A 19,060-nucleotide genomic window follows, 5' to 3' on the forward strand; every position below is an offset into this window, starting at 1 on the left:
GATCACGCCGAAGGGCCACCGTACCCTGTGTGCGTCAGGAGGTGCGTCATCACAGTCGGAGATCTCGGCGAATTCGGTGTCGTAAATCGTATTGCCGGACGTCTGCCCCAGGGAGAGGGGGTCATGCTCGGCCCCGGTGACGACGCCGCCATGGTCGCCGCGCCCGACGGCCGGGTGGTCGTCTCGACCGATCTGCTGGTCGAGCGCAGGCACTTCCGCCTCGACTGGTCCGGCGGGCGCGACGTGGGCCGCAAGGCCGCCGCCCAGAACCTGGCCGACATCGCCGCCATGGGAGCCGTGCCGACGTCCATCGTGGTCGGGCTCGGCATCCCGCCCGATCTGCCCGTGGCCTGGCTCGACGCCTTGACCGACGGGTTCCGCGAGGAGTGCGCGGTGGTCGGCGCGAGCGTGGTCGGGGGCGACATCACCCGCTCCGACCTGGTGGTCATCGGGGTCACCGCGCTGGGCGACCTGCGCGGGCGGGCGCCGGTGACGCGGTCCGGGGCGCGGCCGGGGGAGGTGGTGGCCGTGGCCGGGCGGCTGGGGTACGCCGCCGCCGGGCTGGCCCTGCTGGGGGCCGGGGTCGCCGCGGGCTCCGCCGTGCTGGAGGAGGCGGTGGCTGCCCATCGGCGGCCCTGCCCGCCGTACGAGGAGGGGCCGCGGGCGGCCGAACTGGGCGCGAGCGCGATGCTCGACGTCAGCGACGGCCTGGTGCAGGACCTCGGGCACGTCGCCGAGGCCAGTGGCGTACGCGTCGAGCTGGATCCCGAGGCGTTCACCGTGGGGGAGCCGGTGGCGGCGGCGGCCAAGGAGCTGGGGAACGATCCACTCGAATGGGTGCTCACGGGTGGCGAGGATCACGCGCTCGCCGCGGTCTTCCCCTCTGACGTACGGCTGCCGCCGGCGTGGCAGGTCGTGGGCCGGGTGGTCGAGGGAGAGGGCGTCCTGGTGTACGGCCGCGAGATGGGACAAGGCGGCTGGGATCACTTTCGGTGATGACTTGTCCCGATTTACGTGAAATTTTCCTGGTTTGGGGTAGCACTAGCGGGATTGTTGTGACAAGGACGTAGTAAAGGTGTTATGAAGATTGGCGGCCACTGTAACCGCGAGAAAGGGCACACATGGGCCGCCACGGCACCGGTGGATCCGACGATGGGGATGAACGGGGGAACGGCAGCGCTTTCTGGGGTCCCGACGACCCGGCCGAGGCGCCGGGCTGGCCGGCGTTGCCGGACCAGGTCGAGGTGACGGGGCAGTGGGCCCCGATGCCGCGCCGCGAGGACGGCCCGCCGCAGCGCGGCAGGCAGCCCGAGCCGTTCGAGACCACGGGGGCCTTCGCTGTGCCCGCCGACGCCGCCCCAGGGTTCACGCCGTCCGACGACCCCGCCGGCTCCTTTCCGCCGCCGTCCGGTCCCGCGTTCTCCGGGTCTCCCTACTCTGAGCCGAACGGGCCCGCCTTCTCCGGGTCTGCGTACTCCGAGTCGAACGGGCCCGGGTTTCCCGGGGCTCCGTACCCTGAGCCGAACGGGGCCGGGCCGTTCGAGGTGACGGGCGCCTTCGCCCGTCCGGCCGACTGGGACGCCGTCGGGCCCTCTGGTGGGCCGTCCGGTGGGCCGCCGTCCCAGCCCGGCGCCCCGCCCAGCTTCGACGCCTCCGGCCGCACCACCGGCCCCTTCGACGCGCCCCAGCGCAACACGGGCCCGTTCGACGCCCCTCAGCGGAACACCGGTCCGTTCGACGCCTCCGGCCGCAACACGGGTCCGTTCGACGGGCAGGGCAGGAACACCGGCCCCTTCGACGCCCAGGAACCCGGTGGCACGGCCAGGTTCGACCTGCCGGAGCCGGGCAGCACCGCGAGGTTCGACGTGCCCGGCGGCCCCGACGGCGGCTTCCCGGGGAGGCCGCCGGAGCCCGGTGACGTGAAGGTGGCCGGGGAGCCGACCGCCGTGCACACCCCCGCCTGGGCGGAGGCCGAGACCGGCTTCCTGCGCTCGGGCTGGTCCTCCGACCAGGACCTCGACGAACTCGACGAGACCGACGAGTCCCGCGGTCGCCGCCGCGGCGGACGGCGCAGGTCGTCCGGTGGCGGCGGCGACGGCGGTGGCGACGACGACGGCCTGAACGCCCCCACCGGCGGCGGCAGGGGCAGAGGCAAGGGCAACGGCAACGGCAACAACAAGGGACGCCTGGCGCTGCTGTCGGTCGCCGCCGTGGCCGTCGTGCTCGGCGGCACGGTCGCCGGCGTGAAGCTCATGAGCTCCTCGGGCGACCCCGGCACGTGCGCGGACGCGAGCTGCGCCGCCGTCCACACCAGCACCAGCCCCTCGACCGCCACGGTCTCCGACCCCACGGACGAGGAGGAGCCCTCGGAGGAGCCGACGGACGAGCCGTCGGAGGACGAAGACGCGAGCACGCCCTCCGACGCCCCGACGACCACCGCCCCAACGTACGGCAACCGGCCCCCGCGCCGCAGCTCGGCCCCCACCCCCACGCCCACGAGGACGAGGCCGAAGCCCTCGACCAAGCCGACGCGGGCCCCCGAGCCGCCCCCCGAGGAGGCGATCACCGAGACCCCGACCGACGACGCCACGACCGTGGGCAACACCGACGGCGGCGTGGTGCCCACGGTGGGCAGCAGCACCGTGCCCGAGCCCACCTCGACGGCCGGTTACGGCGGGAGCGGCGGCTCGGTGAACGTGCGGCAGACGGTCAAGCAGCGGCTCACCGCGTACTCGGCCACGCTGCGCGTCACCAACCAGTCGCAGGCTCCGCTGGACAACGCGACCTTCTCCCTGCCGGTAGAGGGCCGCGTCACGAACGTGAACGGCGGCGCCTGGACCCAGGACGGCGACCTGTTGATCATCGACCTGTCGGGCTCGCTGGCCGCCGGCGACTCGGTGGACGTCACGTACTCGGCGACGGGGAAGGCGCAGGAGCCGGGCGCGTGCGGGCTGGTCGGCGGGGAGTGCGCCATCGGCTGAGTGCCGGACAAGTCCGGGTCGAGTGGTTGGATGGGGTTCATGACGACCCCTCCACGTGTGCTGACCGTCGCGGGCTCCGATTCGGGAGGCGGCGCGGGCATCCAGGCCGACCTGAAGACCATGATGGCGATGGGCGTGCACGGCATGAGCGTGATCGCCGCCGTCACGGCCCAGAACTCGCTGGGCGTCCAGGGCTACTGGGAGCTGCCGCCGGAGGCCGTACGCGCGCAGCTCGACTCCGTGCTGGGCGACATCGGGGCGCAGGCGGTCAAGACCGGGATGCTGGCCTCGCCGGTGCTGGTGGAGACGGTGGCCGAGGTGCTGGGGGCGTACGGCGCGCCGGTGGTGGTCGATCCCGTCGGGGTCTCCAAGCACGGGGACTCCCTGCTCGCCCCCGCGGCCGTCGACACGCTCAGGACCCGTCTGCTGCCCGTCGCCACCGTCGTGACGCCCAACCTGTGGGAGGTGGAGCAGCTCACCTCCGTCAAGGTCGAGGGCGAGGACGACCTGCGCCGGGCCGCCGACGCGGTGCTCGCGCTCGGCCCGGCCTGGGCCCTCATCAAGGGCGGCCACCTGCCCGGCGCTCCCGTCGACCTCCTGACCGACGGCGCGACCGAGTACCGCTTCGCCGCCGAACGCCTCGACAACCGCCACACCCATGGCACGGGCTGCACTCTGGCCTCGGCCCTCGCCTCCCGCCTCGCGCTGGGCGACGACGTCCCGACGGCGGTGGGGAAGGCCAAGGAGTACGTGACGGGCGCGATCGCCCACGGCTTCCCCCTGGGCGACGGCATCGGCCCGGTCGACCACGCCTGGCTCTGGCACTGACCCTCCCCGCTTTCAGGGCCCCACCCCGCCTCAACCCCCGCCCCCCCGGCGTGCTCAGCCCCGCCCCCGCCCCCCGTTCCCCAGCGGGACCAGTGGGGGAATCGCCTGGGGGCAGCGGGGGAGCGGGTGGGGGGACGGAGGATCGGTGGGGGCGGCGGCGGGCACGACGAAAGCCCGCCGCTCCTTCACCGAGAGCGACGGGCTTCGCGAAAGACGAGAACTAGCGGGTGACCTTGCCCGCCTTGATGCACGAGGTGCACACGTTCAGCTTCTTCGGCGTGCCGCCGATGACCGCGCGGACCGTCTGGATGTTGGGGTTCCAACGACGACGGGTACGGCGGTGGGAGTGGGACACGTTGTTGCCGAAGGTCGGCCCCTTGCGGCAGACATCGCAGACGGAAGCCACGGTATCGCTCCTTAAAACAGTCGATGTAGCCCTGTCCGCTGATGCTTTCCGGGCGGAGGGCATGCCGGGACAACCGGCCAGCCAGACGAGAATATCTGATCCACACCATTGGGCGCGAACCAGAGCACTGGACGGTGACCGGTGCGGGGATATTCTCCTCCAACAAGGTAGCGCATACGGGGAGGTCGAAGGAGCGCAGATGAAGGCCCTCGACCCGCCCGCGGTGCGCCGCTGGGCCCGCCTGGCCGCCGACGCGCTCGGCGGTGCGAGGTCGGAGATCGACGCCCTCAACGTGTTCCCCGTGGCCGACGGCGACACCGGCACGAACCTGCACCTCACCATGCTGTCCGCGGCCGAGGCCGTCGAGTCCCTGCCCGACGACGTCGACGCGGCCGTGGTGTGGCAGACGCTCGCGTACGGCGCGCTGGTCGGGGCGCACGGCAACTCGGGGGTCATCGTCAGCCAGGCGTTGCGCGGGCTGGCCGAGGTGCTCAAGGACGGTACCGACCTGCGTGCCGGGCTGCTCAGGGCGGCCACGCTCGCCAGGGAGGCCGTGGCCAGGCCGGTCGAGGGCACGGTGCTGAGCGTGCTGGAGTCGGCCGCGCGGGCCGCCCAGGACGTGGACGGCGACGCGGGCGAGGTGGCGCGGCAGGCTGCGCGGGAGGCGCGGGCCGCGTTGCGCCGTACGCCGGGGCAGCTGGAGGTGCTGGCCCGCAGCGGGGTCGTGGACGCGGGCGGGGCGGGGGCGGCGATCGTGCTGGAGACCCTGGCCGCCGTGCTCACGGACTCCTACAGCGATCACTACGACGTGCCCGCGCCGACCGCCCGGGTGACGCCGATGACCGAGGTGGGCGCGGGCTACGAGGTGATGTACCTGCTGGACGCCGACGAGCGCGCCGTGGCCGGGCTGCGCGCCGAGCTCGACGCCATGGGCGAGTCGCTGGTCGTGGTGGGCGGCGAGGGGCTGTGGAACGTGCACGTCCACGTGGCCGACGCGGGGGCGGCGGTGGAGGCGGGGTTGCGGGCGGGGCGGCCGTACCGGATCAGGATCACGTACCTGGCCGAGCGTACGCACCGGGGCAGGGCGGGCAGCGGCGTGGTGGCGGTGGCGGCGGGCGACGGGATCGCGGCGCTGTTCGAGCAGAGCGGCGCGGTCGTGGTGCGCCGCGAGCCCGGCACCCGTCCGGCGCTGCCCGAGCTGCTGGCCGCGATCAGGCAGGCGGGCGCGGAGGTGGCCGTGCTGCCGAACGACGAGGGCGTGCTCGCGGTGGCCGTCGCGGCGGCCGAGATCGCCCGCGAGGACGGTGTGGCCGTGAGCGTCCTGCCGACCAGGGCGACCGTGCAGGGGTTGTCGGCGCTGGCCGTGCACGACCCGCTGCGCCGGTTCGACGACGACGTGGTGGCCATGACGGACGCGGCCGGCCACACCAGGCACGGGCATCTGGCGGTGGCGGACAGGGAGGCGTTCACCAGCGCGGGCGTGTGCCGGCCGGGCGACGTGCTGGGCCTGATCGACGGCGACGTGGCGGTCATCGGCGGCGACCTGGAACGTGTGGCGAGGCTGATCGTCGACAGGATGCTGGCGGGCGGCGGCGAGCTGGTGACCCTGGTCACGGGCTCCGGCCTGCCCGAACGGCTCGCCGTCCACCTGGAGGACCACCTGCGGCGCACCCGGCCGGACGTGGACCTGGTCGTCTACGACGGCGAGCAGGGCGGTTACCCGCTGCTGATCGGCGTCGAGTAGCGGCATAGGCCCCTTCCGGGGGCGACTCCAGGCCCCGATGCGGGATTCCTGTCGGCCGCAGGCGGTAGAACTGGATCCCGTGAGCCGTTTCGACGAGCCCCTGACCAAAGCGCTCGACCCGAAGACCGCCAAGCTGCTGCACAGCGTGCTCGGCCTGGAGACGGTCGGCGACCTGCTGCGCCACTACCCGCGCCGCTACGCCGAGCGCGGCGAGCTGACCTCGCTCGACGCGCTGGAGGTCGACGAGCACGTCACCGTGGTCGGCGAGGTGACCAGGCTGATGCGCAAGCCGATGCGCAACCGCGGCGGCACGTGGCTGGAGGCCGAGGTCGTCGACGGCAACGGCAACCGGATCTACCTGGCGTTCTTCGGCAAGGGCTCCCATGTGGCCGAGTCGCGGCTCAAGCCGGGGCGGCGCGGCATGTTCGCCGGCAAGGTGGGGCTGTTCGGGGCGCGGTCCAAGCCGCGCTGGCAGCTCTCGCACCCGGAGTTCGAGCTGTTCGAGGAGGGCGAGGCGAGCGCCGAGGAGTTCGCGTCGGCGCCGGTGCCGATCTACCCGGCGGGCAAGGACCTGACGCCGTGGGCGATCAGGCGGGCGGTCGGCGTGGTGCTCGACACGCTGGGCCCGCTCGACGACCCGCTGCCCGCCGAACTGCGGGCCCGGCACGGCCTCCAGCCGCTGGCCGAGGCGCTGGTGGCCATCCACCGGCCGAAGGACTTCGCCGAGGTGGGGAAAGCGCGCAAGCGGCTGAAGTTCGACGAGGCGTTCGTGCTGCAGGCGGTGCTGCTCCAACGGCGTCAGGCGGCCACGGCGTGGCCGGCCAAGGCGCGTCCGAGGCGTTCCGACGGCATGCTGGCCGACTTCGACGGGCGGCTGCCGTTCACGCTCACCGAGGGGCAGGCACAGGTGGGCGAGGAGATCGCCGCCGACCTGGCGCTGGAGCACCCGATGCACCGGCTGTTGCAGGGCGAGGTGGGCGCGGGCAAGACGGTCGTGGCGCTGCGCGCGATGCTCCAGGTGGTCGACGCGGGCGGCCAGGCCGCGCTGCTGGCGCCCACGGAGGTGCTGGCCCAGCAGCACCACCGCTCGATCACGAACATGCTGGGCGAGCTGGCCCAGGGCGGCATGTTCGGCGGCACGGCGGTCACCCTGCTGACGGGTTCGATGGGCGCGGCGGCCCGGCGTTCGGCGCTGCTCGACGCGGCCTCGGGCACGGCGGGCATCGTGGTGGGCACGCACGCCCTGCTCCAGGAGCACGTCCAGTTCGCCGACCTGGGCCTGGTGGTGGTCGACGAGCAGCACCGCTTCGGCGTGGAGCAGCGTGACGCGTTGCGCGAGAAGGCGGGCGGCGGCCGTCCGCACGTGCTGGTGATGACCGCGACCCCGATCCCGCGCACGGTCGCCATGACGGTCTTCGGCGATCTGGAGGTCTCGACGCTGTCGCAGCTCCCGTCGGGGCGCGCGCCCATCACCACGCACGTCGTGCCCGCCGCCGAGAAGCCCCACTATCTCGAACGCACCTGGCAGCGGGTGCGCGAGGAGGTGGAGCTGGGCCGGCAGGCGTACATCGTGTGCCCGCGGATCGGCGATCTGGAGGGCGACGAGGGCGACCTTGCGTCGGGGGGCGACGACGAGCGGCGTCCGCCGCTGGCCGTGCTGGAGGTCGCCGAGCTGCTGACCCAGGGCCCCTTCCAGGATCTGCGGGTCGAGACCCTGCACGGCAAGCTCCCGCCGGAGGAGAAGGACGCGATCATGCGTTCCTTCACCAAGGGCGAGGTCGACGTGCTGGTCGCGACCACGGTCATCGAGGTGGGCGTCGACGTGCCCAACTCCTCGGTCATGATCATCATGGACGCCGACCGCTTCGGCGTCTCCCAGCTCCACCAGCTTCGCGGGCGGGTGGGCCGGGGCGGCCTGCCCGGCCTGTGCCTGCTGGTCTCCGACTTCCCCGAGGGCACCCCGGCCCGCGCCCGCCTCGACGCGGTGGCCGCCACGCTCGACGGCTTCGAGCTGTCCCGCGTCGACCTGGAGCAGCGCCGCGAGGGCGACGTCCTGGGGGCGGCCCAGTCGGGCAAACGCAGCTCGCTGAAGCTTCTGCAACTGCTCCGCGACGAAGACGTCATCACCACGGCGAGGGACGAGGCGGCCGCCCTGCTGGCGGAGGACCCGGACCTCGCGACCCACGACGGCCTGCGCGCGGAGATCGCCCGCCTGCTGGAGGACGAGAAGGCGGAATACCTGGAGAAGACGTGAGGGTCGGGGAGAACCACGAAGCAGGTCGACGGGGGCTCGCGTAACGGCGGCAAGCCGGTGAAGGGTCAGAGGCCGTTACGTGGAGGGCCGTCAGCCGAAGTACGGCGAGTGGAGGAACCACGCGAAGCCGTAAGAGATGAAGGTCTTACAAGGCCCAGCCGCGGGGACGGCCTCCCCCCGAATGCCGTCCCCGGCTGGGCCCACCCTCGGGTCAGGTGCCGAGGGAACCGGCGTGCGGAAGGGCTCACGATCACGCCGGTCGGCCTTCATGTGGGTCACCTTGAAGGCCGCAGATTCATCATGCGGGCCGATCCGCCCGATGTGAATCACCCTTGCGCAGTCGAGGCCGACACTTGTCCACTCTTGACCTGCGCGAACATGCGGAACAATGGCCCTTATGACTCGGATCATCGCGGGGAGCGCGGGCGGGCGGCGGTTGGCCGTGCCGCCGGGGCGCGGCACGAGGCCGACCAGCGACAGGGCCAGGGAAGGCATCTTCTTGACCCTCGACTCCCTCTACGGCCTGCGCGAGGCCCGCGTGCTCGACCTGTACGCCGGTTCGGGCGCCGTGGGGCTGGAGTCGCTGTCCAGGGGCGCGGCCCACGCGCTGCTCGTCGAGTCCGACGCCAAGGCGATCCGGACGATCAGGGCCAACATCCAGTCGCTCGGCCTCGAAGGCGCCGAGCTGGTGGGCGACAAGGTGGAACGGGTCCTGGCCAAGCCGCCGGAGGAGCCGTACGACATCGTCTTCGCCGATCCGCCGTACGCGCTGGGCGACGGGGAGGTGACGCGGGTCCTGGAGCTGCTGCGCGACCACGGCTGGCTGGTGGACGACGGGCTGGTGGCGTTCGAGCGGGAAACCAGGGGAAAGTCCTTGATATGGCCGGAAGGTTATGTTGAGGAGAGGGTCCGTAGATACGGCGAAGCATCCGTTTGGTACGGTCGCGCCGCCGGGAACCCGTAGACCTGGGAGGCGTCTTGCGCCGCGTTGTCTGCCCGGGGTCGTTCGACCCCATCACCAATGGCCATCTCGACATCATCGGCCGGTCCGCCCGCCTGTACGACGAGGTGGTCGTGGCGGTCCTCATCAACATCGAGAAGAGCAGCCTGTTCACGGTCGACGAACGGATCGAGATCCTTCAGACCGTGACCAAGGAATACCCCAACGTCAAGGTGCAGAAGTTCCACGGCCTGCTGGTGGACTTCTGCAAGCACAACGACATCCCCGCCATCGTCAAGGGCATCAGGGTGGTCAGCGACTTCGACTACGAGTTGCAGATGGCCCAGCTCAACTACCGTCTCTCGGGCGTCGAGACGCTGTTCATGCCCACCAACCCCGAGTACTCCTTCCTGTCCTCCAGCCGGGTCAAGGAGATCGCGCGGTATGGTGGCGACGTGTCCGGCCTGGTCCCTGACCTGGTGCACAAGCTGCTCATCGAGCGTCTCAGGGGCTGACCGCGACCTGGTATCCTTTCATTTCGGCCTTGTACGACGGCGAGCGTCTTCGCCATGCCTAGCGAGAGCAGGATGACTCAGCACCTCGACCCCCGCTCCCCTTGGGTGCTCTCCACTCATGATCTGGGGAAGCGACCGGGCACGATGCGGCAGATGACCCTGTCCCTTCCGGCACCGGCTAACCTCGGCGTCGACATGATCGGTGTCCCCAAAGACGCCGAAGTCGAGCTGGACCTCCGGCTCGAAGCAGTGATGGAAGGCGTGCTCGTCTCGGGCACGGCGCACGCCCCGCTCGCCGGGGAGTGCGCGCGGTGCCTTGACCCGATCACCTCGGACATCGAGGTCGATCTGCAGGAGCTGTTCTTCTACTCCGACGAGGACGCCTCGGAGGAGGACTCGCTGCTCGACGGGGAGCTGCTCGACCTCGAGCCGACGTTCCGTGACGCGGTGGTGCTCGCACTGCCGCTGAGCCCCGTGTGCCGCGAGGACTGCGAGGGGCTCTGCACGGAGTGCGGGATCAAGCTGGCCGAGGCCGGCGCCGATCACCGGCACGAGAAGATCGATGCCCGCTGGGCGTCGTTGCAAGGTCTGATTTCCGAGAACGATAACGATCAGGAGAAGTGACGTGGCCGTCCCGAAGCGAAAGATGTCGCGGAGCAACACCCGCGCCCGTCGCTCCCAGTGGAAGACGACTGCTGTCGCCCTGGTGAGCTGCCCGCAGTGCCGTTCGCCCAAGCAGCCGCACATCGCGTGCCCCACCTGCGGCACCTACAACCGTCGTCAGGTCATCGAGCCGTCCGCCTGATCACACTGACAGCCGGCCCGCCCGTCACGTCGGCGGCGGGCTCACCGTCAGCAGTTGACGTGATGCCGACCGGGTGCCATTGTGCCTCGGTCGGCGTTAACGTCTGTAGAAGCGTACGGCGGCGGTTCGCCCGCGGCCGTGGTGGACGCCGGGGCTAACGTGTTACCCCGACGCCCACCACGTTTTCGGGCATCTTCCGCGGCCGCCTTGTGAAGATGTCCGAGGAGGAAACACGTGGGCGCAGGTCCTAAGCCGGTGGCCGTGGAGGTCGCCCGGGAAGAGCTGCAGCGGGTCCTGGTCGTCGGCCTCGACCCCGACATCCTTGAGCGGGCCCTGACGCACCGCTCGTACGCGTACGAGAACGGCGGCCTGCCCACCAACGAGCGCCTGGAGTTCCTCGGCGACTCGGTGCTGGGTCTCGTGGTCACCGACACCCTCTACCGCAACCACCCCGACCTGCCCGAGGGGCAGCTCGCCAAGCTGCGCGCCGCGGTGGTCAACATGCGCGCGCTGGCCGACGTCGCCCGCAACCTGGGCCTCGGCCGGTTCCTGCGGCTCGGCAGGGGCGAGGAGGGCACCGGCGGGCGCGACAAGTCCTCGATCCTGGCCGACACGCTTGAGGCGCTGATCGGCGCGATCTACGTGGACAAGGGCCTCGACGAGGCGTTCCGGGTCGTCCACCTGCTGTTCGACCCGCTGATCGTGCGTTCGGCCTCGCTGGGCGCGGGGCTCGACTGGAAGACCTCCCTTCAGGAGCTCACCGCCTCCGAGGCGCTCGGCGTGCCCGAGTACCACGTCGAGGAGAGCGGGCCCGACCACGCCAAGTCGTTCACGGCGATGGTCCGCGTCGGCGGCGAGTCCTACGGCTCGGGCACCGGGCGCAGCAAGAAGGAGGCCGAGCAGCAGGCGGCCGAGGCGGCCTGGACGCGCATCCGGGCCCGCCGCGAGCAGCGCGAGAGCCAGCCCGCGAGCTGACCCCGGCACACGGGAAGCCCCGGCCCGCGTCCGGCGTTGTGACTGCGGATCCGTCTCCGCCGCGGCATGCCCTGCGGCCGGGGAAGTCGAGAGGACGGTTGGTGCACGGTGCCTGAGCTGCCGGAGGTCGAGGTCGTCAGGCGCGGCCTCGCGCAATGGGTCGTCGGCCGCGAGATCGCCGCCGCGGAGGTGCTGCACCCGCGGGCGATCCGGCGGCACGTCCCCGGGGCCGACGAGTTCGCCGCCCGCCTGAAGGGCCGTACGGTCCTGTCGGCCGAGCGGCGCGGCAAATACCTGTGGCTGCCCCTGTCGGGCGCCGAGGAGGCCCTCCTGGCCCACCTGGGCATGAGTGGCCAGCTGCTCGTCGTCGATCCGCAGACGCCGCCCGAGAAGCACCTGCGCGTACGCCTCCGCTTCGAGGACGGCGGCCCCGACCTGCGTTTCGTCGACCAGCGCACGTTCGGCCACGTCATGCTGACCCCGCTCGTCGGTGGCGTGCCCGCGCCGATCGCGCACATCGCGCCCGACCCGTTCGAGCAGTCGTTCGACGAGGCGGAGTTCACCCGCAGGCTCAGGGCCAGACGCACCGAGATCAAGCGGGCGCTGCTGGACCAGTCGCTGATCAGCGGCGTCGGCAACATCTACGCCGACGAGGCGCTGTGGATCGCCCGGCTGCACTGGGCCCGTCCCACCGAGACGCTCACCCGTCCGAAGGTCGCCGAGCTGCTGGCCGGCGTCCGCACGGTGATGGGCGCCGCCCTGCAGCAGGGCGGCACCTCCTTCGACAGCCTCTACGTCAACGTCAACGGCGAGAGCGGCTACTTCGACCGTTCCCTGGAGGTCTACGGCCGCCGCGACCTGCCGTGCTCCCGCTGCGGCACGCCCATCAGGCGGGAGGCGTTCATGAACCGGTCGTCGTACTCCTGCCCCAAATGCCAGCGAAAGCCGCGGTGAGCAGGGCCAGCGCGGCGCCCAGCCACATCACCGACGAGATCGACACGCCGTCCACCACCCGGCCGCCGACGAACGAGCCGAGCGCGATCGAGACGTTGAACGCGCCCACGAACAGCGCGGTGCCCAGCTCGCCCCCGCCCGAGCGCATGATCCACAGTTGCAGCGCCACGCCGACGCCGCCGTAGCCGAGCCCCCACACGACGAGCATCACCAGGGGCAGCCCGACCAGCGCCAGCGCCGCCGTGGACACGGCGATGAGCAGGGCCAGGACGATCAGCACCGGCTTGGGGTTCCTGGCCGCCCTGGCGCCCGCGACGAAGTTGCCGACGACGCCGGCCGCGCCGTACACCAGGAGGGCCACGCTGACCAGGGCGGGACCGGCGTCGGAGACCTGCTCCAGGAACGGCCGGACGTAGGTGTAGGCCGCGAAGTGCCCGGTGATGATCAGCACGGTCGCCGCCAGCACGACCCGCAGCGCCCCCGGCAGCGGCGCGCGCGAGCCACCGGCGGCGTCCTCGCCCGGCATGGGCGGCAGCACGGCGGCCAGCACCCCGAGCAGCACCAGCGCCACCCCGCCCATGACCCCGAACGACGTGCGCCACCCGGCCGCCGAGGCGATGAGCGTGGCCGCGGGCACGCCGAGCACCGAGGCCACCGACACGCCGCCCAGGATGACCGACGTGGCCCGGCCCACCGAACGCTCGGGCACCAGCCGCAGGCCGAGCCCGGCCGCGAAGGCCCAGAACCCGCCGATGCTGATCCCGGTCAGCACCCGCGCGCCCAGCATGACGGGGAAGCTCGTCGCGAACGCCGCCGCCAGGTTGGCCACCGCGAGCAACGCCATCAGGCCGAGCAAGGGGACGCGGCGGTCCAGCCGCCGGGTGACCAGGGCCAGCACGGGCGCCGAGACGGCCGCGACCAGCCCCGGCAGCGACATCATCAGCCCGGCCGTGCCGTCGGACACGCCCAGGGTGGAGGCGATCGAGGTCAGCAGGCCGACGGGCAACATCTCGCTGGTCACGACGGTGAAGGTGCCCACCGCGACCGCGAGCACGGCGAGCCAGCGGGCCCGCGCGACAGTGGAGGTCTCAAGAGTCGTCATGCCGTTCAGCCTCGTCATCGGCCGGGGGCGGAACAATGACGAAGCTCGAAGCCTTGCTTTAGGCAGGCTAAGCGATCGCGTCCCGGGGAGTGGCATGGAGTTCAGGGAACTGGAGTGCTTCGTCGTGCTGAGCGAGGAGCTGCACTTCGCGCGTACGGCCGAGCGCCTGTATCTGTCGCCCGGCCGGGTGAGCCAGCTCATCGGCGCGCTGGAGACCCGGATCGGCGGCCGGCTGTTCGACCGCACCAGCAGGCGGGTGCGCCTGACGCCGCTCGGCCGTCGCTTCCTGGCCGACCTGCGGCCCGCCTACGACGGCATGGCGGCGGCCGTGTCGCGGGCGACGGCCTCGGCCCGGGAGGTCGCGGGCCTGCTGCGGGTGGGGTTCCTGGCCACGCCCACCGAGATCGTCACCGGGAGCGTGGCGGCGTTCGAGCGCCGGTATCCGGGCTGCATGGTAGAGCTGGTGGAGGTGCCGCTCTCCGACCCGTTCAGCAAGCTGCGCGAGGGGCGGGTGGACCTGACGTTCACGCTGCTGCCCCTCGAAGAGCCCGACCTGGAGGGCGGCGCGGAGCTGAACCACTGCCCGGTCGAGCTGGGCCTGTCCGTACGCCATCCGCTGGCCGCCCGCGCCGGCGTGGACGCCGAGGAGCTGGCCTCGGTCGCCCTGTTCGGCCTCGACGACCCCGCCCCGCGCCGCTGGCAGGAGCACATCGCCCCCACCCTCACCCCTTCCGGGCGGCCGATCGCGCGGGCCGGCTCGGTGGCCACCACCCAGGAGGGCCTGACGCAGGTCGCCCTGAACCGCGGTGGCATGCTCTTCTGCAAGCCGAGCGCCGACCACCACCGCCGGCCCGACATCGCGTTCGTGCCGGTCACCGGCCTGCCTCCGTCGATCCTGGGCCTGGCCTGGCTGCGGGCCGGACGCACGGCCTCGATCCTGGCCTTCAACGAGTTGGCCATGGAAGTCGTACGGCGGCATGAGACGGTGGCGGCATGACGGATACGAAGAGTAATGGCGACAAAGCTTCGGGAAACGTCCGAGTAACCGCCTGGGTGCGGGGGAGGGTCCAGGGAGTGGGCTTCCGATGGTGGACGCGCGCACGGGCGTTGGAGCTCGGCCTCACCGGCTGGGCGCGGAACACCGACGACGGCCGGGTCGAGGTCGTCGCCGAGGGGCCGCAGGAGGCGTGCGTCAAGCTGTTGGAGCTGCTCAAGGGTTGCGACACGCCGGGAAGGGTCGATGGAGTAGTGGAACGATGGAGTGAACCCCGAGGTAGTTTGAGCGGTTTTGTAGAGCGGTAGTCGCTTTTGCTAAACGGCCCAAATAGGGTATAGTTATATGTCGGGAGTGCCTATCAGTGGGGCGTTGCGGTTGGATCGACTTGACCGCCCACACTGCCGGTGCGACTCTTGTTAAGTACCACGCGCACCCCTCCCGCGGAATAGAAGTGCGCGAACCAGTCTGGTCACTCAGCGTGGAGGACCCTTTACCATGGCGAAGGCTCTACTCGGCCACGTCGGCGGTCCTGACCCTCGAATGGTCTCGGAGATGCGCCGCTTGCAGCAGCGTATCCGGGATCTGGAGGCAGAACTCATCCGACTTCAGGCCACGAACGACGCTCTTGCGGCGCAGACCCGCGACGAAGCGCTCAGTCGCTTGCAGGAGCGCGAGCCGGCACTCACCTGAGAGTGATCGGAGCGCAAGACCCAGGGACGTCTCGAAGAGGCGTCCCTTGTTATTTTCCCTGGTGAAAAAGCGCTGGTCACCGACATGCCCACGACGGGCGGCGGGGACCAGTAGGCTTTTCCGAAGCCCGTTCAGCCGGAGGCCGGGAAGACAGGGGGTCGGCGTTTGTACCTGAAGGCCCTCACCCTGCGCGGCTTCAAGTCCTTCGCCTCGGCGACCGCCCTGCGTCTCGAACCGGGCATCACGTGCGTCGTCGGCCCCAACGGCTCGGGCAAGTCCAACGTCGTCGACGCCCTGGCCTGGGTCATGGGCGAGCACAGCGCCAAGTCGCTGCGCGGCGGCAAGATGGAGGACGTCATCTTCGCCGGCACCTCCTCCAGGCCGCCGCTGGGCCGCGCCGAGGTGACGCTGACCATCGACAACTCCGACGGCGCGCTGCCGATCGACTACACCGAGGTCACGATCAGCCGGCTGATGTTCCGGTCGGGGCAGAGCGAATACGCCATCAACGGCGACACCTGCCGCCTGCTCGACATCCAGGAGCTGCTGTCCGACTCGGGCATCGGCCGCGAGATGCACGTCATCGTCGGCCAGGGCCAGCTCGACGCCGTGCTGCACGCCGGCCCCGAAGATCGCCGCGCCTTCATCGAAGAGGCCGCGGGCGTGCTCAAGCACCGCAAGCGCAAGGAAAAGGCGCTGCGCAAGCTCGACGCCATGCAGGCCAACCTCACCCGGGTCCAGGACCTCGCCACCGAGCTGCGCCGCCAGCTCAAGCCGCTCGGCCGCCAGGCGGAGATCGCCCGCAAGGCCGCCGTCATCCAGGCCGACCTGCGTGACGCCCGGTTGCGGCTGCTCGCCGACGACCTGGGCATCCTGCGCGCCACGCTCGAACGCGAGGCCGCCGACGAGGCCGCCGTCACGACCAGGCGCCACCAGGTCGAGACCGAGCTGGCCGAGGGCCAGCAGCGCGAGGCCGCCCTGGAGGCCGCCGAGGCCGAGGCCCAGCCGCGGCTGAGCGCCGCCCAGGAGACCTTCTTCAGGCTCTCCTCCCTGCGCGAGCGCATCACCGGCCTCGAACAGCTCGCCGCCGAACGCCACCGCCACGCCCTCGACGCCGCCGCCATCGAACGCCGCGGCCGCGACCCCGAAGACCTCGAACGCGAGGCGGGCGAGGTGCGCGAGCAGGAGCACATCCTCGGAGCCGAGCTCGAACACGCCCAGGAGCTGCTGGCGGAGGCCGTCCAGGGGCGGGCCGCGGCCGAGGCCGAGCTGAGCGCGGAGGAGCAGCGCCTGGCGATGGCCGCGCGGGCCGCCGCCGACCGCCGCGAGGGCCTGGCCAGGCTGCGCGGGCAGGTCGACTCCGTACGCAGCAGGGCGCGGGCGGCCGAGGAGGAGATCGGGCGGCTGGAGAAGGCCGTGGCCGACGCCGCCGAGCGCGAGCGGCAGGCCCTGATCGACCTGGAGAACCAGCGCGAGGAGGAGCCCGCGGTCGATCCGGCGCTCGCCGAGGAGCTGGCCACCGCGCAGGCCGTGGTCGAGGAGGCCAGGGCCGCCGCCGACGAGGCCCGCGTGGCCGCCGACGAGGCCAAGGCCGGGCTCGACGGGCCGCGGGCCGCCGTCCAGGCCGCCAAGGCGGGCGTCACCACGGCCCGTGCCGCCGACCAGCAGGCCCAGCGGTCCGTGGCCGCGCTCCAGGCCCGCCGCGACGCCCTGGAGCTGGGCCTGGCCAAGGGCGACGGCGGCGCCGCGCTGCTCGACGCCGACCTGGCCGGGGTGCTCGGCCCGCTGGCAGCCTCGATGCAGGTCACGCCGGGCGCCGAGCTGGCCGTGGCCGCCGTGCTCGGCCCGGTCGCCGAGTCCGTCACCGTCAAGACGCTCGACAGCGCCGTCGAGGCGCTGGGCCTGCTGCGCGACGCCGACGCGGGGCAGGTCACGCTGCTGGTGGCCCAGGCCGGGGTTTCGGACAGCGCCGATCACTCCCAGGTTGCGCGATCGCGGCCCGAGGCGCCGCAGGGCGGGCGGTGGGCCGCCGATCTGGTCACCGTGCCCGACGAGCTGCGGCCCGCGCTCGACCACGTGCTGGCCGGGGTCGTCGTGGTCGGCGACCTCGAAGCGGCCCGCGAGCTGGTGGGGCTGCGTCCTGACCTGCGCGTGGTGACCGAGGGCGGCGACGTGCTGGGGGCCCATCTGGCCAGCGGCGGGTCGGCCGGCGGCACCTCCGTCCTGCAGGTGCGGGCGGCGCTCGACGAGGCCGTCCACGACCTGCGGGAGGCCGAGGCCAGGGCGGAGGCCACGGCCGAGGCGCTCGACCAGGCGATCGAGGCCGAGCAGGCGGCCCAGACCGCCGTCGAGGCGGCCCAGGCGCACGTCAACGAGGCCCAGAGCGCGGTCACCACCGCCCAGGCGGGCGTGAGCGCGGCCCAGGGCGTGCTCGACCAGGTCAGGGCCCGCCAGCGGGAGGCCGACCAGCGCAACGCGGCGGCGGCCAAGCGGCTGGCCCAGCTGGAGGCCGCCGCGCAGGCCGCGCACGCCGAGGCCGAACGCCTGGCCCGCAGCGTCACCGCGGCCCAGGACGCGCGCACCGAGGGGCTGGAGGAGCTGGCCGAGCTGGAGATCCGGCTGGCCGAGGCCGAATACGCCCAGGAGCTGGAGACCGAGCCCACCACCGACCTGCGCGACGACCTGGCCGCCACCTGCGAGACGGCCAGGCACCGCGAGATGGACACCCGCCTGCAGGTGCGCACGGCCGAGGAGCGCGTCAAGAGCATGGAGGGCCGCGCCGACGGCCTGCTGCGGGCCGCCCAGCGCGAGCGCCAGGAACGTGCCCAGGCCGCCGCACAGCGGGCCAGGCGCAGGCGGCAGGCCGTGCTGGCCGAGGCGGTCAGCAGGGGCGCCAAACAGGTGCTCAGGGCGCTCACCTCCTCGATCCAGCTCGCCTCCCGCGAGCGCGACGACGCCGACCTCGCCCGTGTCGCCGTCGACGCCGAGCTCAAGCAGGTCCGCGTGCGCGTGCGTGAGCTGGGCCAGGAGCTCGACAAGCTGGTCAACCGCGCCCACGGCAGCGAGGTGGCCCGCACCGAGCAGCGTCTGCGGCTGGAGCAGCTCCAGGAGCGGGCGATGGAGGAGTTCGGCGTCGAGGCCGAGACGCTGATCTCCGAGTACGGCCCCGACGCCCTCGTGCCCGGCGACCCGCCCGTCCCGTACGTCCGGGAGGAGCAGGAGAAGCGGGCCAGGGCCGCCGAGCGGCAGATGACCCAGCTCGGCAAGGTCAACCCGCTGGCGCTGGAGGAGTTCGCCGCGCTGGAGGAGCGCCACGCGTTCCTGACCTCGCAGCTGGAGGACCTCAAGAAGACCCGGCGCGACCTGCTGACCGTGGTCAAGGAGGTCGACGACCGGGTCGAGCAGATGTTCGCCTCGGCGTACGAGGACGTCGCCCGCGAGTTCGAGCAGATCTTCACCCGGGTCTTCCCGGGCGGCGACGGGCGGCTCGTGCTCACCGACCCCACCGACATGCTCACCACCGGCATCGAGGTCGAGGCCAGACCGCCGGGCAAGAAGGTCAAGCGGCTGTCCCTGCTGTCGGGCGGCGAGCGCTCGCTGACCGCGGTGGCGTTCCTGATCTCCATCTTCAAGGCCCGGCCCTCGCCCTTCTACGTCATGGACGAGGTCGAGGCCGCCCTCGACGACACCAACACCCAGCGCCTGCTGACCCTGTTCGAGGAGCTGCGGCAGAGTTCCCAGCTCATCGTCATCACCCACAACAAGCGCACGATGGAGATCGCCGACGCCCTCTACGGCGTGTCGATGCGCGGCGACGGCGTGACGCAGGTGGTCAGCCAGCGCCTGCGTGAGCGCGAATCCGCCTGATC

The 19,060-nt window shown here is 72.1% G+C and carries 17 protein-coding genes; 15 read left to right on the top strand and 2 right to left on the bottom strand.

What is annotated here, in order from left to right:
• Positions 1-27: 27 nt before the first annotated feature.
• The 3 genes from ABZ815_RS14380 (at position 28) to thiD (ending at position 3,809) form a co-directional block, all read left to right on the top strand.
• Positions 28-996: a thiamine-phosphate kinase gene (locus ABZ815_RS14380; RefSeq protein WP_357697685.1), complete on the top strand. Its 969-nt coding sequence runs from the start codon at positions 28-30 to the stop codon at positions 994-996.
• Positions 997-1,121: 125 nt separating this feature from the next.
• A complete protein-coding gene (locus ABZ815_RS14385; protein WP_357697687.1) occupies positions 1,122-2,981 on the top strand; it encodes a hypothetical protein in 1,860 nt (619 codons plus the stop codon).
• Positions 2,982-3,011: 30 nt separating this feature from the next.
• Positions 3,012-3,809 (top strand): bifunctional hydroxymethylpyrimidine kinase/phosphomethylpyrimidine kinase, encoded by a 798-nt coding sequence (gene thiD / locus ABZ815_RS14390; protein ID WP_357697689.1) that lies wholly within the window; start codon positions 3,012-3,014, stop codon positions 3,807-3,809.
• A gap of 220 nt (positions 3,810-4,029) precedes the next feature.
• Here thiD and rpmB read toward each other — a convergent pair whose 3' ends face one another.
• The gene (gene rpmB / locus ABZ815_RS14395) at positions 4,030-4,215 is read right to left on the bottom strand and encodes a 50S ribosomal protein L28 (RefSeq protein WP_049556934.1); all 186 of its coding nucleotides are present in this window, start codon (positions 4,213-4,215) and stop codon (positions 4,030-4,032) included.
• Between the two features lie 199 nt (positions 4,216-4,414).
• Here rpmB and ABZ815_RS14400 point away from each other — a divergent pair, with 199 nt between their 5' ends.
• The 8 genes from ABZ815_RS14400 (at position 4,415) to mutM (ending at position 12,402) form a co-directional block, all read left to right on the top strand.
• Positions 4,415-5,959, top strand: a complete 1,545-nt coding sequence (locus ABZ815_RS14400; RefSeq protein WP_357697691.1) for a DAK2 domain-containing protein — start codon at positions 4,415-4,417, stop codon at positions 5,957-5,959.
• Positions 5,960-6,038: 79 nt separating this feature from the next.
• Positions 6,039-8,213: an ATP-dependent DNA helicase RecG gene (gene recG, locus ABZ815_RS14405; RefSeq protein ID WP_357697693.1), complete on the top strand. Its 2,175-nt coding sequence runs from the start codon at positions 6,039-6,041 to the stop codon at positions 8,211-8,213.
• 397 nt (positions 8,214-8,610) lie between these two features.
• The gene (rsmD, locus tag ABZ815_RS14410) at positions 8,611-9,177 is read left to right on the top strand and encodes a 16S rRNA (guanine(966)-N(2))-methyltransferase RsmD (RefSeq protein WP_357697695.1); all 567 of its coding nucleotides are present in this window, start codon (positions 8,611-8,613) and stop codon (positions 9,175-9,177) included.
• 14 nt (positions 9,178-9,191) lie between these two features.
• Positions 9,192-9,668 carry a pantetheine-phosphate adenylyltransferase gene (coaD, locus tag ABZ815_RS14415; RefSeq protein ID WP_352324821.1) on the top strand — a complete coding sequence of 159 codons (477 nt, stop codon included), beginning with the start codon at positions 9,192-9,194 and terminating at the stop codon, positions 9,666-9,668.
• Between the two features lie 72 nt (positions 9,669-9,740).
• Positions 9,741-10,292 carry a YceD family protein gene (locus tag ABZ815_RS14420; RefSeq protein ID WP_357697697.1) on the top strand — a complete coding sequence of 184 codons (552 nt, stop codon included), beginning with the start codon at positions 9,741-9,743 and terminating at the stop codon, positions 10,290-10,292.
• Between the two features lies 1 nt (position 10,293).
• Positions 10,294-10,473 (top strand): 50S ribosomal protein L32, encoded by a 180-nt coding sequence (gene rpmF, locus ABZ815_RS14425; protein WP_033409409.1) that lies wholly within the window; start codon positions 10,294-10,296, stop codon positions 10,471-10,473.
• Between the two features lie 255 nt (positions 10,474-10,728).
• A complete protein-coding gene (rnc, locus tag ABZ815_RS14430; protein ID WP_357697776.1) occupies positions 10,729-11,448 on the top strand; it encodes a ribonuclease III in 720 nt (239 codons plus the stop codon).
• A 108-nt stretch (positions 11,449-11,556) separates the two neighbouring features.
• Positions 11,557-12,402 (top strand): bifunctional DNA-formamidopyrimidine glycosylase/DNA-(apurinic or apyrimidinic site) lyase, encoded by an 846-nt coding sequence (gene mutM / locus ABZ815_RS14435; protein ID WP_357697699.1) that lies wholly within the window; start codon positions 11,557-11,559, stop codon positions 12,400-12,402.
• On the opposite strand, the gene ABZ815_RS14440 is transcribed toward mutM, so the two are convergent.
• Positions 12,350-13,504, bottom strand: coding sequence for an MFS transporter (locus ABZ815_RS14440; protein ID WP_357697701.1), 1,155 nt, complete (start codon positions 13,502-13,504; stop codon positions 12,350-12,352). The genes mutM and ABZ815_RS14440 overlap by 53 nt on opposite strands.
• A gap of 94 nt (positions 13,505-13,598) precedes the next feature.
• Here ABZ815_RS14440 and ABZ815_RS14445 point away from each other — a divergent pair, with 94 nt between their 5' ends.
• The 4 genes from ABZ815_RS14445 to ABZ815_RS14460 all read left to right on the top strand — a co-directional run bounded on the left by ABZ815_RS14445 (position 13,599) and on the right by ABZ815_RS14460 (position 19,058).
• Complete coding sequence (locus tag ABZ815_RS14445; RefSeq protein WP_357697703.1) at positions 13,599-14,501, top strand: LysR family transcriptional regulator; 903 nt, start codon at positions 13,599-13,601, stop codon at positions 14,499-14,501.
• The gene (locus tag ABZ815_RS14450) at positions 14,498-14,806 is read left to right on the top strand and encodes an acylphosphatase (RefSeq protein WP_357697705.1); all 309 of its coding nucleotides are present in this window, start codon (positions 14,498-14,500) and stop codon (positions 14,804-14,806) included. Before ABZ815_RS14445 ends, ABZ815_RS14450 begins: the two co-directional genes overlap by 4 nt.
• Positions 14,807-14,996: 190 nt before the next feature.
• Positions 14,997-15,191 carry a hypothetical protein gene (locus ABZ815_RS14455; RefSeq protein ID WP_026214481.1) on the top strand — a complete coding sequence of 65 codons (195 nt, stop codon included), beginning with the start codon at positions 14,997-14,999 and terminating at the stop codon, positions 15,189-15,191.
• 165 nt (positions 15,192-15,356) lie between these two features.
• Positions 15,357-19,058: an AAA family ATPase gene (locus tag ABZ815_RS14460; protein WP_357697706.1), complete on the top strand. Its 3,702-nt coding sequence runs from the start codon at positions 15,357-15,359 to the stop codon at positions 19,056-19,058.
• The last annotated feature ends 2 nt before the right edge of the window (positions 19,059-19,060 follow it).

This window comes from Nonomuraea sp. NPDC047529, from assembly GCF_040642995.1.
GTDB lineage: Bacteria > Actinomycetota > Actinomycetes > Streptosporangiales > Streptosporangiaceae > Nonomuraea.

Bases quoted from the DNA above. Each gene is read 5' to 3' on its own strand.
- ABZ815_RS14440 (WP_357697701.1), bottom strand. From the start codon at position 13,504: ATGACGACTCTTGAGACCTCCACTGTCGCGCGGGCCCGCTGGCTCGCC.
- thiD (WP_357697689.1), top strand. From the start codon at position 3,012: ATGGGGTTCATGACGACCCCTCCACGTGTGCTGACCGTCGCGGGCTCC.
- ABZ815_RS14400 (WP_357697691.1), top strand. From the start codon at position 4,415: ATGAAGGCCCTCGACCCGCCCGCGGTGCGCCGCTGGGCCCGCCTGGCC.
- ABZ815_RS14385 (WP_357697687.1), top strand. From the start codon at position 1,122: ATGGGCCGCCACGGCACCGGTGGATCCGACGATGGGGATGAACGGGGG.
- ABZ815_RS14450 (WP_357697705.1), top strand. From the start codon at position 14,498: ATGACGGATACGAAGAGTAATGGCGACAAAGCTTCGGGAAACGTCCGA.
- rsmD (WP_357697695.1), top strand. From the start codon at position 8,611: ATGACTCGGATCATCGCGGGGAGCGCGGGCGGGCGGCGGTTGGCCGTG.
- ABZ815_RS14455 (WP_026214481.1), top strand. From the start codon at position 14,997: ATGGCGAAGGCTCTACTCGGCCACGTCGGCGGTCCTGACCCTCGAATG.
- ABZ815_RS14420 (WP_357697697.1), top strand. From the start codon at position 9,741: ATGACTCAGCACCTCGACCCCCGCTCCCCTTGGGTGCTCTCCACTCAT.
- ABZ815_RS14445 (WP_357697703.1), top strand. From the start codon at position 13,599: ATGGAGTTCAGGGAACTGGAGTGCTTCGTCGTGCTGAGCGAGGAGCTG.